The organism is Microbacterium sp. BLY (assembly GCF_017939615.1).
Taxonomy (GTDB): domain Bacteria; phylum Actinomycetota; class Actinomycetes; order Actinomycetales; family Microbacteriaceae; genus Microbacterium.
On record NZ_JAGKSR010000001.1, the window covers coordinates 2,952,154 to 2,967,184 of the forward strand.

16 protein-coding genes are annotated in these 15,031 nt (G+C 71.1%); all 16 read right to left on the bottom strand.

The features are described 5' to 3' along the window. Positions 1–15: 15 nt before the first annotated feature. The 16 genes from cmk to KAF39_RS14550 all read right to left on the bottom strand — a co-directional run bounded on the left by cmk (position 16) and on the right by KAF39_RS14550 (position 14,844). Positions 16–714, bottom strand: coding sequence for a (d)CMP kinase (cmk, locus tag KAF39_RS14475; protein ID WP_210677872.1), 699 nt, complete (start codon positions 712–714; stop codon positions 16–18). Beyond that, a complete protein-coding gene (locus KAF39_RS14480; protein WP_210677873.1) occupies positions 707–1,843 on the bottom strand; it encodes a prephenate dehydrogenase in 1,137 nt (378 codons plus the stop codon). Before KAF39_RS14480 ends, cmk begins: the two co-directional genes overlap by 8 nt. Next, positions 1,840–2,637, bottom strand: coding sequence for a pseudouridine synthase (locus KAF39_RS14485; protein ID WP_210677874.1), 798 nt, complete (start codon positions 2,635–2,637; stop codon positions 1,840–1,842). Before KAF39_RS14485 ends, KAF39_RS14480 begins: the two co-directional genes overlap by 4 nt. After that, positions 2,634–3,263, bottom strand: coding sequence for an SMC-Scp complex subunit ScpB (scpB, locus tag KAF39_RS14490; protein ID WP_210677875.1), 630 nt, complete (start codon positions 3,261–3,263; stop codon positions 2,634–2,636). Before scpB ends, KAF39_RS14485 begins: the two co-directional genes overlap by 4 nt. Further along, entirely contained in the window at positions 3,253–4,152 is a 900-nt protein-coding gene (locus KAF39_RS14495; protein ID WP_210677876.1) for a ScpA family protein, read from the bottom strand. Before KAF39_RS14495 ends, scpB begins: the two co-directional genes overlap by 11 nt. Next, complete coding sequence (locus tag KAF39_RS14500) at positions 4,136–4,969, bottom strand: ParA family protein (RefSeq protein ID WP_210678076.1); 834 nt, start codon at positions 4,967–4,969, stop codon at positions 4,136–4,138. Before KAF39_RS14500 ends, KAF39_RS14495 begins: the two co-directional genes overlap by 17 nt. Positions 4,970–5,133: 164 nt before the next feature. Further along, on the bottom strand, positions 5,134–6,036 hold the full coding sequence (gene xerD, locus KAF39_RS14505) for a site-specific tyrosine recombinase XerD (RefSeq protein ID WP_210677877.1): 903 nt from the start codon (positions 6,034–6,036) through the stop codon (positions 5,134–5,136). A 1-nt stretch (position 6,037) separates the two neighbouring features. After that, complete coding sequence (locus tag KAF39_RS14510) at positions 6,038–6,634, bottom strand: NUDIX hydrolase (RefSeq protein WP_210677878.1); 597 nt, start codon at positions 6,632–6,634, stop codon at positions 6,038–6,040. Further along, positions 6,627–8,321: a CTP synthase gene (locus KAF39_RS14515; protein WP_210677879.1), complete on the bottom strand. Its 1,695-nt coding sequence runs from the start codon at positions 8,319–8,321 to the stop codon at positions 6,627–6,629. The genes KAF39_RS14510 and KAF39_RS14515 overlap by 8 nt, the downstream gene beginning before the upstream one ends. Positions 8,322–8,347: 26 nt before the next feature. Further along, a complete protein-coding gene (gene recN / locus KAF39_RS14520) occupies positions 8,348–10,030 on the bottom strand; it encodes a DNA repair protein RecN (protein WP_210677880.1) in 1,683 nt (560 codons plus the stop codon). Continuing rightward, on the bottom strand, positions 10,027–10,947 hold the full coding sequence (locus KAF39_RS14525) for an NAD kinase (protein ID WP_210677881.1): 921 nt from the start codon (positions 10,945–10,947) through the stop codon (positions 10,027–10,029). Before KAF39_RS14525 ends, recN begins: the two co-directional genes overlap by 4 nt. Continuing rightward, entirely contained in the window at positions 10,944–11,741 is a 798-nt protein-coding gene (locus KAF39_RS14530; RefSeq protein ID WP_210677882.1) for a TlyA family RNA methyltransferase, read from the bottom strand. The genes KAF39_RS14525 and KAF39_RS14530 overlap by 4 nt, the downstream gene beginning before the upstream one ends. Further along, positions 11,738–11,917: a hypothetical protein gene (locus KAF39_RS14535; protein ID WP_210677883.1), complete on the bottom strand. Its 180-nt coding sequence runs from the start codon at positions 11,915–11,917 to the stop codon at positions 11,738–11,740. The genes KAF39_RS14530 and KAF39_RS14535 overlap by 4 nt, the downstream gene beginning before the upstream one ends. 49 nt (positions 11,918–11,966) lie before the next feature. After that, complete coding sequence (locus KAF39_RS14540; RefSeq protein WP_210677884.1) at positions 11,967–13,007, bottom strand: HAD-IIA family hydrolase; 1,041 nt, start codon at positions 13,005–13,007, stop codon at positions 11,967–11,969. Continuing rightward, positions 13,007–13,774 carry a hypothetical protein gene (locus tag KAF39_RS14545; RefSeq protein ID WP_210677885.1) on the bottom strand — a complete coding sequence of 256 codons (768 nt, stop codon included), beginning with the start codon at positions 13,772–13,774 and terminating at the stop codon, positions 13,007–13,009. Before KAF39_RS14545 ends, KAF39_RS14540 begins: the two co-directional genes overlap by 1 nt. A gap of 47 nt (positions 13,775–13,821) precedes the next feature. Continuing rightward, the gene (locus tag KAF39_RS14550) at positions 13,822–14,844 is read right to left on the bottom strand and encodes a hypothetical protein (protein WP_210677886.1); all 1,023 of its coding nucleotides are present in this window, start codon (positions 14,842–14,844) and stop codon (positions 13,822–13,824) included. Between the last annotated feature and the right edge of the window lie 187 nt (positions 14,845–15,031).

A 15,031-nucleotide genomic window follows, 5' to 3' on the forward strand; every position in this document is an offset into this window, starting at 1 on the left:
CCTTCGTATTCGTCGTCAGCCACGGTGTGCTCCTCGGAGTCGTTCGATCACCGAAAGGACGGCGTCGATGGTCTGGGGGAAATCGAGTGCGGTCGAGTCGACGACCTCGACGCCGTCCGCGGCGTTGAGGAAGTCGACGACCGCACTGTCGGAGGCGTCGCGCTTGTGCAGGGCGGCCGCCACGGCGGCGGCGTTCTCACCGGCGAGCTCACCGGCGCGACGGGCGGCGCGCACCTCGGGCGCCGCCGTGAGCAGGATGCGGACGGGCGCGTCGGGGGCGACGACGGTCGTGATGTCGCGTCCTTCCACGACGACGGCCGGGTACGGCGCCTCGGCGACGAGGGCACGGAAGAGCTCGTTGACCTGCGCACGCACCTCGGGCACGCGGGCCACGCCGCTCACGGCGCCGGACACCCGGGGCTCGCGGATCGCGTCCGTCACGTCGACCTCGCCCACGCGGACGGTGCGGTCGTCCGGGTCGAGCCCGAGACGCACGGGGAAGTCGGCCGCAGCGGAACGCACGGCCTCGGCGTCGTCGGTGTCGGCACCCCGGTCGAGCACATGCCAGGCGAGCGCGCGGTAGGCGGACCCCGTGTCGAGGTAGCCGTATCCCTGACGCCGGGCGATGGCCTTGGACACGCTCGATTTGCCGGACCCGGCGGGGCCGTCGATGGCGATGAACTTCGTGGCGGAGACGGTGGAGGTGTCAGTCATTGGTGTTCCCTGCGATGCGCCAGCCGCGTTCCTGGAGCCCGGTGATCGCGCCGTGCAGCGCCGCGGGGTCGACACTGATCTCGGCGAGGCCGAACTGCGCGCCGGGCGAATGCTCCAGCCGCAGATCCTCGACGTTGACGCCCAGTTCACCGAGCTCGCCGAACAGGCGGCCCAGCTGTCCGGGGGTGTCGTCGATCATGACGACCAGTGTCTCGAAGCGCCGGTTCTGCCCGTGCTTGCCCGGCAGACGATCGACGCCGTCGTTGCCCTGGCGGATGGCCTCCGCCAGCACGCGGCGGGCGCCGGGGGCGCCGGGCGCACGGAGCGCAGCGGCGACCTCGCTCAGATCCGTCGCGAGCGCGTCGAGGATCTCGACGACGGGCGTGGCGTTGGCCCCGAGGATCTGCACCCACAGCTCCGGAGCCGACGCCGCGATGCGGGTCGTGTCGCGCACGCCCTGCCCGGCGAGGCGCAGTGCACCCTCCTCCGCCCCGGCGAGCCGCCCGGCGAGGAGGCTCGCGACGACCTGCGGCACGTGCGAGGTCAGGGCGACGGAACGGTCGTGCTCCTCGGGGGTCATCTCGAGCGGCATCGCGCCCACATCCAGAGCGAGGGCCTCGACCAACGCGAGGTCCCGCGCCGTCGTGTGCTCGTCGCGGCACACCACCCACGGACGTCCGATGAACAGGTCGGCCCGCGCGGAGATGGCCCCGCCGCGTTCCCTGCCCGCGAGCGGGTGCGAACCGATGTAGCGCGCGAGGTTGACGCCGCGCTCTTTCAGCGTGCGGAACGGCTCCAGCTTCACGCTCGCGACATCCGTCACGACCGCATGCGGGTAGCGCTCCAGCTCGGCCTGGACCACGTCGGCGGTGACATCCGGCGGCACCGCCACGACGACGAGCACGGGAGCGTCGTCATCGGCCGGAAGACGTCCGGCACCGTAGTCGACCGCGAGGCGCAGCTGTGCCGGGGACGCGTCCGTGAGGACCACGTCGACGCCCTTCGCGCGGAGCGCGTGACCGACGCTGGCGCCCAGCAGCCCGGCGCCGACGATGCGCACGGTGCCGGACAGACGCGGCGCCACGGCACCGGTCTTCCGCGCCGCGGGCGCACTCGTCGTCTGGGTCATTCGTTCTCCTGCTCGCCTGGCGCCTCGGCGACACCGGATTCCCGGCGCGCGAGAGTCAACAGCGCGCCGAGTTCGATTTTACTCAGTTCCCGCGTCCTGCCCGCCGGGAGGGTTCCCAGGTGCAGGGGACCGAACTGGCGGCGGACGAGTTCCGTGACGGGATGCCCGACCGCGGCCATCATCCGGCGCACGATCCGGTTGCGGCCGGAGTGCAGCGTGAGCTCCACGAGGCTCGATCCACGGGACGTGTCCAGCAGCCGGGCCTTGTCGGCGGCGATGGGACCGTCCTCCAGCTCGATGCCCTTGGTGAGCGTCGAGATGGTCTGCGCGGTCACCGTCCCCTCGACCTTCGCGATGTACACCTTGGTGACACCGAAGGACGGATGCGCGAGCACGTGCGCGAGTTCGCCGTCGTTGGTGAGCAGCAGCAGGCCACTCGTCTCGGCGTCGAGACGACCGACGTTGTACAGCCGCTCCTCGTAGTCCTTCGTGAAGCGCCGAAGGTCCGGACGACCGCTCTCGTCGCGCATGCTGCTGACCACGCCGGTCGGCTTGTTGAGCATCACGTAGCGCTTGGACACGTCGAGCTGCACGGCCGTACCGTCCACATCCACGAGGTCGCGCTCGGGATCGATGCGGCGCCCCAGCTCGCTGACCACCTGGCCGTTCACCCGGATGCGGCCTTCGACGATGTACTGCTCGACCACGCGCCGGGACGCCACGCCGGCCGCCGCCAGCACCTTCTGCAGTCGCACGCCCTCGGGGGCCGCGGGGTCGTCGGTGTGCGGGGTCATCGGACCGTCCCTTCGTCGAAGCCGTCGGCGCCGTCATCCAGGAGCGGCGAGATCGGCGGAAGCTCATCGAGCGAGTTGATGCCGAGGTGCTGCAGCAGCGCGTCGGTGGTGCCGTAGTTGATCGCGCCGGTCTCGGAGTCGGCGAACAACTCCGTGATCAGGCCGCGGGCGAGCAGCGTGCGGACCACGGAGTCGACGTTGACGGCACGGATCGATGCGACCTGACTCCGCGTGACGGGCTGCTTGTAGGCGATCACCGCGAGGGTCTCCAGGGCCGCCTGCGACAGCCGCGCGGGCGCCTGACCGCCGACGAACTCCGCCACGACCGGATCAAGGTCCTCGCGCACGTACAGCCGCCACCCGCCGCCGACCTCCCGCAGCTCGAAGCCGCGCCGAGGGCCGGCGCCTCCCCCGTCGTAGTCCGCGACGAGGGTCTCCAGGGTCTGCCGCACCGCCGGCACCGGCGCGCCGACCGCCGCAGCGAGGGCCACGAGGCCGATCGGCTCGTCGACGATGAAGAGGATCGCCTCGACGCGCTCGCTCAGCGGCAGCTCCGAACCCGCCGCCGTGGCGGGGCCGGCGTCCTGGTCCGGGGAGTGCGGATCCGCGGTCACGTCATCGGTCATAGTCGGCCCCCAGGGTCGCGAGTGTCTCATCCGACCAAGAGTCGGCGGCCCAGCGGAGCGTGAGCTCCCCGAGCGGTTCCAGTTGTTCGAAGGAGAGCGCCGCATGGCGGTACAGCTCCAGCACCGAGATGAACCGCGCGACCACGATGCCCGGTTCGGTGACGCCGGCGACCAGCTCGCGGAAGCTCAGCGACTCGGTACCGCGCAGCAGCGTCACGACGATCGCGGCCTGCTCGCGGATGCTGACGAGGGGTGCGTGCAGGTGGTCGAGCCCGACGTGCGGGATCTCCTTCGGCGCGAACGCCAGGAGCGCCAGCGCCGCGAAGTCGTCCACCGTGAGCGACCAGACGAGCTCGGGGGTCTGCTTCCGGTGCTTCTCCTCCAGCGGCACCGCGCGCACGTGACGCCGGTCCTCGCGCTGCAGGCATCGCGCGAACCACGCGGAGACCTCCTTGAACGCGCGGTACTGCAGCAGACGGGCGAACAGCAGGTCCCGCGCTTCGAGCAGAGCGACGGCCTCGGCATCGACGAGTTCGCCCTGCGGGAGGAGTCCCGCCACCTTCATGTCGAGTAGCGTCGCCGCGACGACGAGGAACTCGGAGGCCTGATCCAATTCCTCGTCGTCCTCGAGGTCGGCGAGGTACGCGATGAACTCGTTGGTGACGGCGCTCAGCGACACCTCGGTGATGTCCATCTCGTGCTTCGAGATGAGACTGAGCAGAAGGTCGAACGGCCCGTCGAAGTTGGTCAGCGAGACGCGGAAGCCGGAGGCCTCGTCCCCGTTTGCGGCCTCCCGAGCGTCGACGACCGGGGCGGACGCCGCGGCCTCCGTCGCTTCAGCGGTCGGCGGAGCGTCAGCGGTTGCGAGCTCGTCAGGCGACGGCGCCACGGGCGACCAGCTCCCTGGCCAGCCGCAGATATGCCTGTGCGGCCGCGTGCTCCGGGGCGAACTCGGTGATCGGGACCCCCGAGACCGACGCGTCCGGGAACTTCACGGTGCGGCCGATCACGGTCTCCAGCACGTCGTCGCCGAATGCCTCCACGACACGCTCCAGCACCTCGCGCGAATGCAGGGTGCGCGGGTCGTACATGGTGGCCAGCAGTCCGTCCATCTCGATGGAGGGGTTCAGCCGGTCACGCACCTTGTCGATGGTCTCGATGAGGAGCGCGACCCCACGCAGCGCGAAGAACTCGCACTCGAGCGGGATAATCACGCCGTGCGCCGCCGTCAGCGCGTTCACGGTCAGCAGGCCGAGCGACGGCTGGCAGTCGATGAGGATGACGTCGTACTCCCCCGCCACCTGCCGCAGCACGCGGGCGAGGATCGTCTCGCGGGCGACCTCGTTGACGAGGTGCACCTCCGCGGCGGAGAGGTCGATATTCGCCGGCAGGACGTCGAGCCCCGCGACGTTCGAGTGCACGATCGCGTCGTGCGCATCGCGCTTCGTGTCGAGCAGGAGGTCGTAGACCGTGGGCACGTCGTGCGTCTGGATGCCGAGGCCGGCGGACAGCGCGCCCTGCGGGTCGAAGTCCACGGCGAGCACCTTGCGGCCGTACTCGGCGAGAGCGGCGGCGAGGTTGATGGAGGTCGTCGTCTTGCCGACGCCCCCCTTCTGGTTGCACAGGGCGATGATGCGGGCGGGACCATGCGACTTCAGCGGTGCCGGGATCGGGAAGCCCTGATACGGACGGCCGGTGGGTCCCATGGGGATGTCGTCGGCCTTCTGTGCCTTCGCCCTGGACTTCGCCGCTTTCTCAGCCACCGGTTCTCCTGCTCCTTCGTGCTTGCTCGATTGTAGCGGCCGTGGGTTCCCCGGCCGTCCCGGCGCGCGGCGGACGGGCGGGGCGGGATGGCCGCGGAGCGCCGGAGTCAGCGCGCCCGAGGATGCGAGGTCGCATAGATGTCGCGGAGGGCGTCCACCGAGACGTGGGTGTAGATCTGGGTCGTCGCGACCGACGAGTGCCCGAGCAGCTCCTGCACCACGCGCACGTCGGCGCCGCCCTGGAGGAGGTGGGTCGCGAACGAGTGCCGCAGCGTGTGCGGCGAGACCTCGGCCGTGAGCTGCGCGCGCTCCGCGGCGGAACGGATCACCAGCCAGGCGCTCTGGCGCGACAGCGGGGCACCCCGGGCGCCGAGGAAGAGGCGGGCGGACGCGCGCCCCTTCGCCGCCAGGCCGGGGCGCACCCGGGTGAGGTAGGCGTCGACGGCCGCGCGGGCATACGACCCCACGGGGACGATGCGTTCCTTCGACCCCTTGCCGCGCAGGCGCAGCACCTCGCCGTGCGCCATGTCGTCGACGTCGAGACCGACCGCCTCCGAGACGCGGGCCCCGGTCGCGTACAGGAGCTCCAGCAGCGCCCGATCGCGGATACCCAAGGGCTCCTCGGCGGAGGGTGCCGCGAGCAGCCGCTCCACCTGGTCGATCGTGAGGGCCTTCGGCAGCCGACGCGGAGTCTTCGGCGGCCGCAGCCGGCCGCTCGGATCGTCGGCCTCGATGCCCTCCCTGGCAAGGAAGCGATGCCATCCCCGCACCGAGGACTGCAGGCGCGCGAGGCTCGTCGCCGCGGGCGGCGGATCCGCCGAGGCGCGGTCCGCGACGAACCGGTCGACCACCGCCGGAGTGATGTCCGCGGTGTCGACGATGCCTTCCGCCTCCAGCCACTCGCGGTAGCCCTCGAGGTCGCGACGATAGGCCGCGATCGTATGTGCGCTGAGGCCGCGCTCGATCGTCACATGACGCAGGTACGCGTCGAGGGCGCGATCGAGCAGCATCTCAGCCCCGGTCGCGCAGCCTCTGCGCCGCGGCCAGCACGCCGATGGACAGGATGCCGTTGTGCAAGCGCCCCTCCAGGACTCCGGCGACGGCCTCCTCCAGCGGCACCCAGGCGACACGGATGTCCGCCTCCTCGTCCTCGCGGGCATGCGCCGTCTCGGCGGGCGAGAGGCCGGTCGCGAGGAACACCCGGATGAGCTCGTCGTTACCACCCGGCGTCGTCCACGACGACACCAGGGGCTCCCACTGCGCGGCGACGAGGTCGGCCTCCTCCGCGAGCTCGCGACGGGCGGCCGCCACCGGCTCCTCCCCCTCGATGTCGAGGAGACCGGCCGGGAGCTCCCAGTCGCGGTGACGGATCGGGTGGCGGTACTGCTGGATCAGCAGCACGCGCTCCTCGTCGTCCAGAGCGAGGATCGCCACCGCTCCGGGATGGGCGACGTACTCCCGGACGATCTCGCCGTCGCCGTAGCGGACCCGGTCGGAGCGCACGTCCCAGACGTAGCCCTCGTACACGAGATCGCTGCTCACGACCTCCGGCTCGAAGGGCTCGTCGCGCAGCGACCCGCCCCCGGCGCCCGTCCCCGACTCACTCATCGACGGGCACGTCGAACAGCTCGCTGGCGCGGTGTCGGGCGATGGCGGCACCGACGAGACCGCGGAACAGCGGGTGCGGGTCGGTCGGACGCGAGCGCAGCTCCGGGTGCGCCTGCGTGGCGATGTAGTACGGGTGGACGTCCCGCGGCAGCTCGACGTACTCGACGAGGTCGAGTTCCGGGTTGAGCCCGGAGAACACCAGGCCCGCCTCGGACAGCCGGTCGCGGTAGGCGTTGTTGACCTCGTAGCGGTGGCGGTGCCGCTCGGACACCTCGGCGGCGCCGTAGACCTCGCGCGCCAGCGAGCCCTCCGCGAGAGCCGCCTGGTAGAGGCCGAGACGCATCGTGCCCCCCAGGTCGCCGCCGTCGAGGATCTCGATCTGCTCGGCCATCGTCGCGATGACCGGCTCGGCGGTGTCCGGGTCGAACTCGCTGGACGATGCGCCGACGATCCCGGCGACATCGCGGGCGTACTCGATCACCATGCACTGCAGGCCCAGGCACAGCCCCAGCGTCGGGATGCCCTGCTCACGGGCGAACTTCAGTGCGCCCAGCTTGCCCTCGATGCCGCGGATGCCGAAGCCACCGGGCACGCAGATGCCGTCGAGTTCGGCCAGCTGCTCCTGCGCACCCTCGGGCGTCTCGCACAGGTCGGACGGGATCCAGCGGATGTGGACCTTGGTCTCCTGCGCGAAGCCGCCGGCCTTGAGCGCCTCGGTGACCGACAGGTAGGCGTCGGGCAGGTCGATGTACTTGCCGACGAGACCGATCGTGACCTCGTGCTTGGGGTTGTGCACCGCGTGCAGCACCTTGTTCCAGCGCGTCCAGTCGACGTCGTCCGCCTTCTGGTCGAGGCCGAGGCGGCGCACGATGTAGGAGTCGAGGCCCTGCTCGTTGAGGGTCGACGGGATGTCGTAGATGCTCGGCAGGTCGACGGTGTTGATGACACCCTCGACGTCGACGTCGCACATGAGGGCGATCTTGTTGCGGTTGCTCGCGCTCACCGGGCGGTCGCTGCGCAGCACGAGCGCGTCGGGCTGGATGCCGACCTGGCGGAGAGCGGCGACGGAGTGCTGGGTCGGCTTGGTCTTCTGCTCGCCGGACGCGCCCATGAACGGCACGAGGGAGACGTGCACGAAGAACACGTTGTCACGGCCGAGCTCGTGACGCAGCTGGCGGGCCGACTCAAGGAACGGCTGCGACTCGATGTCGCCGACCGTGCCGCCGACCTCGGTGATGATCACGTCGGGACGCGGGTCCTCGGTCGCCTGCAGCCGCATGCGGCGCTTGATCTCGTCCGTGATGTGCGGGATGACCTGCACGGTGTCGCCGAGGTACTCGCCGCGGCGTTCGCGTGCGATGACCTGCGAGTAGATCTGGCCGGTGGTGACGTTGGCCGCCTCGGACAGGTTGATGTCGAGGAAGCGCTCGTAGTGGCCGATGTCGAGGTCGGTCTCCGCGCCGTCATCGGTGACGAAGACCTCACCGTGCTGGAACGGGTTCATGGTGCCCGGATCGACGTTCAGATACGGGTCGAGCTTCTGCATGACCACGCGGAGCCCGCGGGCGGTCAGGAGGTTGCCCAGGCTGGCCGCGGTGAGCCCCTTGCCCAAAGACGAAACGACACCACCAGTCACGAAGATGTGCTTGGTCGTGTCGTTCTTGGGCCCCGCAGAAGAAGAGTTCATCACGGGCTTCTATCCTAACAGTTCGTTCAGACGCCGAGGCTGAGAAGCTCGCGGGCGTGGGTGAGTGCGGCATCGGAATCCGCGAGTCCGGAGAGCAGGCGAGCCATCTCGGCCTCGCGCTCCTCCCCGTCGAGCCGCCGCACGCTGGAGGCGGTGACGGCGCCGTCGTGCGATTTCACGACGGTGAGGTGGTTGTTCGCGAAGGCGGCGACCTGCGCGAGATGGGTGACGGCGATCACCTGCGACTTCTCGGCGAGTCGGGCGAGTCGCCGCCCGACCTCGATGGCCGCGGCGCCGCCGATGCCCGCGTCGACCTCGTCGAACACGAAGGTGGGAACCGGGTCGGTCGCCGCGATGACGACCTCGATCGCGAGCATCACGCGGGACAGCTCTCCCCCGGAAGCCCCCTTGGCGACGGAACGGGGTTCGGCGCCCGGGTGGGGGGCGAGCAGGATGGCGACGTCGTCGCGTCCGTGGCTGCTCTCGGCGCCGGCGGTCACGGAGACCTCCAGACGCGCGTCCGGCATCGCGAGCGCGTGGAGCTCGGCGGTCACCGCCTCGCCGAGCCGGACGGCGGCCTCGCTCCGGGCGGCGGTGAGAGCGTCGGCGCGGACGTCGAGTTCCGTCCTGGCCGCGTCACGCTCGGCGGTGAGGCGTTCCAGACGCTCCCCGTCGTCGTCGAGTTCGGCCAGCCGCGCGGACCCGGTCTGCCACAGGGCGAGTGCCTCCGCGAGGGAACCGTGCTGGCGGATGAGGACGCCGAGCGCCGCCCGGCGCTCCTCGACGGCCGCCAGCTCGTGCGGACCGGACTCGTCGAGGTCGGCGAGGAAGCCGGAGAGCACGCCGGCGGCATCGGCGATCCGGTAGCCGATATCGGCCAGGGTCTCGGCGACCTCCGCGAGCTTCGGGTCCGACACGCGTTCGATCGCCCGCCGGGCCTCCGCCACCAGCGCCGACGCATCGGGCTCCCCCTCCTCATGGGAGAGAGCGCTGTGCGCCAAGGAGGCCGCGAGGCGCAGCTCCTCGGCATTCGCCAGACGCTCGGCCCGGGCTGTCAGCTCGTCGTCCTCGCCCTCTTCGGGGGCAGTCGCCTCGATCAGCGCGAGGTCTTCCCGCAGCCGGGCGGCCTCCTCCGCACGCCGGTCGCGGTTGGCGGTGATGTCGATGATCTCCGCGTCGAGAGTGCGCCAGTGCTCGAACGCCGCCTGGTACTCCTGCAGTGCCCGGGCGATCGGCTCGCCGCCGAAGCGGTCGAGGGCGTCGCGCTGCGCGGCGGCCGACCGCAGTCGGAGCTGCTCGGACTGTCCGTGCACGACGATGAGCTCATCGGCGAGCGATGACAGCACCCCCGCCGGCGCGGCGCGTCCGCCGACGCTCGCGCGACTGCGGCCTTCGGCGCTGAGAGTGCGCGAGACGTACAGCTCGGCCGTTCCCGCGCCGGCCGGCTCCAGTTCTCCCCCGGCTTCGGCGACGATGTCGGCCACCTCACCGGATTCCGGCACGATCCACACACCTGCGACGGAGGCCTGCGCCGACCCCTTGCGGACCGCTCCGGAATCGGCACGCTGGCCGAGGAGCAGTCCGAGGCCGGTGACGACCATGGTCTTCCCCGCACCCGTCTCCCCCGTGATGGCGGTGAATCCAGGACCGAGCGGCAGGACGGCGTCGGCGATCACGCCGAGCCCCTGCATGCGCATCTCCTCGATCATGCCTCGCTCCTCCGTTCCTGTCCGCGCCATCCCTCGACGGGCAGCTGGAACTTGCGGACGAGACGATTCGTGAAGGCGGTGGGATGCAGCCGCGCGAGCCGGACGGGGCGCGACGAGCGACGGACCACGACGCGCGCGCCGGGCGGGAGGTCGTGCGAGCGGCGGCCGTCGCACCAGAGGATGCCGGACCCGTCGGTCCGCTCCAGCATCTCGATCGCCACGGCGGCGTCGGGACTCACCACGAGCGGCTTCGCGAACAGGGCGTGCGCGGACAGCGGGACGACGGCGATGGCCTCCACGGTGGGCCAGATGACCGGCCCGCCGGCGGAGAAGTTGTAGGCGGTCGACCCGGTCGGGGTGGAGATGACCATGCCGTCGCAGCCGAAGCTCGACAGCGGGCGTCCGTCGATCTCGAGCACCACCTCGATCATGCGCTCCCGGCTCGCCTTCTCGACGGTCGCCTCGTTGAGCGCCCACGTCTCGTACACGACGTCGCCGGACGCATCCTTCACCCGGACCGACAGCGCCAGGCGCTCCTCGACTTCATAGTCGCGGGCGATGACGCGCCGCATGGCGTCGTCCATGTCGTCGCGGTCGATCTCCGCGAGGAATCCCACATGGCCCATGTTGATCCCGAGCACCGGGGCGCCACTGTCGCGGACGAGCTCCGCCGCCCGGAGGATGGTGCCGTCGCCGCCGAGGACGATCGCGAGTTCGAGGGTGGCGCGGTCGCCGGCCGCCTCCAGCACGTCGACGTCCTGGAAGAACGGGTCGACCGCGGCGAGCTCGGCATGGTCGTCCGCCGCGAGGACGGGCCGGACACCCGCACCCCGGAGGGCGTCGGTCACGCGGCGGGCGGCCGCGACGGTGTCGACGCGCCCCGCGTGGGCGACGACCAGGATCCTGCGCTCGTTCATCGTCCCCCTGCCAGCCGGTTGATGGTGTCCATCCATTCTGTCGGATTGCTGCCGCCGCCCGGCACGAGGTGGACGAGATACTCCGCGTTGCCGTGGGTTCCGAGGATCGGGGAGGGAACGATCCCCGCCATCCCCATCCCCGCGTCCCAGGCGCTCCACACCACACGCGCGACGGCGTCGGCGCGGGTGGCCGGATCGGTCACGAGACCGCCGCGGACGGCCGTGCGGCCCACTTCGAACTGCGGCTTGACGAGGACCAGCGCATCGGCACCGGGCGCGGCGACCGCCACGACCGCGGGAAGCACGTGCTCCAGGGAGATGAAGGACAGGTCGCCGACCACGAGGTCGGGCGCGGCGGTCTCCCACGTCGCCTCGGCCAGGCTCTCTCGGGTCATGTAGCGCACGTTGAAGCCCTCGACGGCGGTGACTCCCGGATCCGCCGCGACCGACGGCGCGAGCTGTCCGTGCCCCACATCGACGGCGAGCACCCGGCGCGCACCGCGCTCGCGGAGCACCTGCGTGAAGCCGCCGGTCGATGCGCCCATGTCGAGCGCGAGCCGGCCCTCGACGGGGATCGCGAGCCCGTCGAGACCGGCGAGGAGCTTGTGCGCGGCACGGCTGACGTAATGGTCGGCCCCTGCCACCGTGATCGTGGTGGTGTCGTCCACCGAGGTCGAGGCTTTCGTCACCGGACGGCCGTCCACGCTCACGAGCCCCTCGGCGATCAGGGTGGCGGCATGGGTGCGCGAGCGGGCGAGTCCTCGGGACGCGAGGGCGGCGTCGAGTCGCGTCATCGTGGTCCCGGCGTCTCCCGCTGATCCAGCCGGGAACCGCTCTCGAGGCGACGGGAGAGTTCATCGTGGAGAGCGGAGTACGCCTCGGCCCTCGCGGTGAGCGGCTGGCCCTCGATCAGACGCAGGCGGCTCCACAGGCCGTCCGTCGGCGCGCTGGTCGTCGTCTCTTCGCTCACGCTTCCACTGTACGCGGCGCCGCCGACGGCCGACGGCGCCACGCGTGGCTCAGGGACGGTGGAACGGATCGGCGTACAGGCGCTCCGGGACCCGGAGGACGAACACCGGCGTGCCGGAGGCCCAGATGGCCGCAGCGCCCGCCCGGAGCAGATCGAGCTGGTCGCCGGACTCAGCGACGATCTCGACGTCCGCGCCCCGGACGCGGACGGCGGCGCCGTTCACATCGAACACGCCGTCGGTCACGGTGGGCTCGGGATACGGCTCATGCAGCCCGCGGAGGTCGCCGAGGATGAAGGTCGGACGCGACCCTTCGGGCGCGGCGAGGACGTGCTTGGGACGGTCGATGCCGGTCAGCACCAGTGCGGACTCGATGCCGGCACGGCTGGCGCCGAGGATGTCGGTGTCGAGGCGGTCACCGATGAACAGGGCCTTCGCGGCGCCGAAACGGGCGAGGGCCTCCTCGAAGATCGGCGTCTCCGGCTTGCCCGCCACCGTCGCCAGCCGCCCGATCGCCGTGTGCACGGCGGAGACGAGGGTGCCGTTGCCGGGGGCGACGCCGCGTTCGCGCGGGATCGTCCAGTCGGTGTTCGTCGCGATCCACGGGATGCCGCCCTCGTCCTCGGGGACTTTGAGTGCGAACGCCGCCTCGGCAAGATCCGTCCAGGCGACCTCCGGTGCGAAGCCCTGCACGACCGCCTGCGGCGCATCCTCCGCACTGCGGGTGACCGTGTAGCCCGCCTTCTGCACCTCGTCCACGAGACCGTCGCCGCCGACCACGAGGATCGTGGCGGGCGCCGGGACGATTCCGGACAGGAGACGCATCGCCGCCTGCGGGCTCGTCACCACGTCCTGCGGTGCGACCTCGAGTCCGAGACTCGTGAGATGCGCGGCCACGGAGGCGTCGGTGCGGGAAGCGTTGTTCGTGATGTACCCGAGGCGCACCGAGCGCGCCGCCGCGTTCAGGTTCTCGACCGCGTGCGGCAGGGCGCCCGGGCCGGCGTACACGACGCCGTCGAGGTCGGCGAGGACGGTATCCACGCCGTCGAGCGGGGTGCGCCCCGTCGGCCGCTTCCGTGTGAACAGGCCCACTACGCCTCCGGCTTCTCGGATGCGGAGGGCGCGTCGTCCTCCGTCTCGTCGTCCTCACCGAGCAGTTCGCGCACCTCGTCCTCGATGGACGGCTCTACGGGCTCGGCCCCCGCAGCGGCATCGGCCGCATCAGGCTCAACATCAGCACCAGCGGGCGCGTCGGTGTCGTCGATGTCCTCGGTGTCGTCGGAGAAACCGTCCTCGTCATCGATGAGGCCGTCCTCCACGTAGATCTCCTCGTCGCCGGCTTCGTCGACCCCGAGGGCCTCCGCTGCGACCTCGGCGCGGTGCGCCCAGAACTCGGCCTCGTCTGTGCGTCCGAGGTCCTCCAGGACGGCCGCCCGTGCAGCGAACAACGCCGGGCTCCACTCGAACGCACGATCGGGATCGAGCTCGGGGATCTCGAGTTCGCCGAGCGCCAGCTCCAGGTCACCCTGATCGAGACGGGCGCCGGACATCGCGATGGCGAGAGCCACGCGCACCGGGGTGGTGAGGCTGGAGCGGTCGACCGCACGGCCGGTCTCCAGCGCGCGGTCAGGTCGACCGATGCCGCGCTCGCTGTCGACCATGAGCGCGATCTGGTCGTCCTTACCCGAGATCCGACGGTACGTACGCAGCTCTCGCAGCGCCAGGGCGAAGTCACCGGTCGCATACGCGGTGATCCCGAGGGTCTCGCGGACGATCGCGATACGACCCGCACGACGCGAGGCCGCCAGCGCGTGCTCGTGTGCCGACGCCGGGTCCTCGTCGATCAGCCGCGACGCCATCGCGAGGTGCCGTGCGACGAACTCGGCGTTCTCCTTGCTGAGTGTCTTCAGCTCGTTGCGCGCAGACGGGTGAAGGTCGCGTGCGGTGACCTCGTCCGGAACGCGGGGCTCATCGAACCGCGGACGCTCGTTCGCCGCGTTCGCCGGCCGTTCCCGACCGGCGCCCCCGCGCTGCGGGAAGGACCGAGACCGATCACTCCCCCGCTCCCGGTCGAAACCGCCCTCGCGACGCGGGGCACCACCATCACGGCGCGGGGCACCACCATCACGGCGCGGGGCACCACCATCACGGCGCGGGGCACCACCATCACGGCGCGGGGCACCACCATCGCGGTTGTAGCCACCCTCGCGACGCGGAGCACCACCATCGCGGTTGTAGCCACCCTCGCGACGCGGAGCACCACCATCGCGGTTGTAGCCACCCTCGCGACGCGGAGCACCACCATCGCGGTTGTACCCACCCTCGCGACGCGGAGCACCACCATCGCGGTTGTACCCACCCTCGCGACGCGGAGCACCACCATCGCGGTTGTACCCACCTTCACGACGCGGGCCACCACCGTCACGGTTGTACCCACCCTCGCGACGCGGAGCACCACCGTCACGGTTGTACCCACCCTCGCGACGCGGGCCACCACCATCGCGGTTGTACCCACCCTCGCGACGCGGGCCACCACCGTCACGGTTGTACCCACCCTCACGACGCGGAGCACCACCGTCACGGTTGTACCCACCCTCGCGACGCGGGCCACCACCATCGCGGTTGTACCCACCCTCACGACGCGGGCCACCACCATCGCGGTTGTACCCACCCTCACGACGCGGGCCACCACCATCGCGGTTGTACCCACCCTCACGACGCGGGCCACCACCGTCACGGTTGTACCCACCCTCACGACGCGGGCCACCACCGTCACGGTTGTACCCACCCTCACGACGCGGGCCACCACCATCGCGGTTGTAACCGCCCTCGCGACGAGGAGCATCACCATCGCGGTTGTAACCGCCCTCGCGACGCGGAGCACCACCATCACGGTTGTACCCACCCTCACGACGCGGGCCACGGTCACCGGAGCCCGCGCGAGAGCCGCCGTCGCGGTACACAGGGCGCCCTCCGGAAGGACGATCGCTGCGCTGGTTCCTGTCGTCGTTGCGACGTGGACGGCGCTCTTCCTCTTCCGGCATGGTGCTCCCTGTTCTCTGTTCTTTTCGTTCTCAAACGCAAAATGGCCACCCAGCATTGGGTGGCCATTTCGA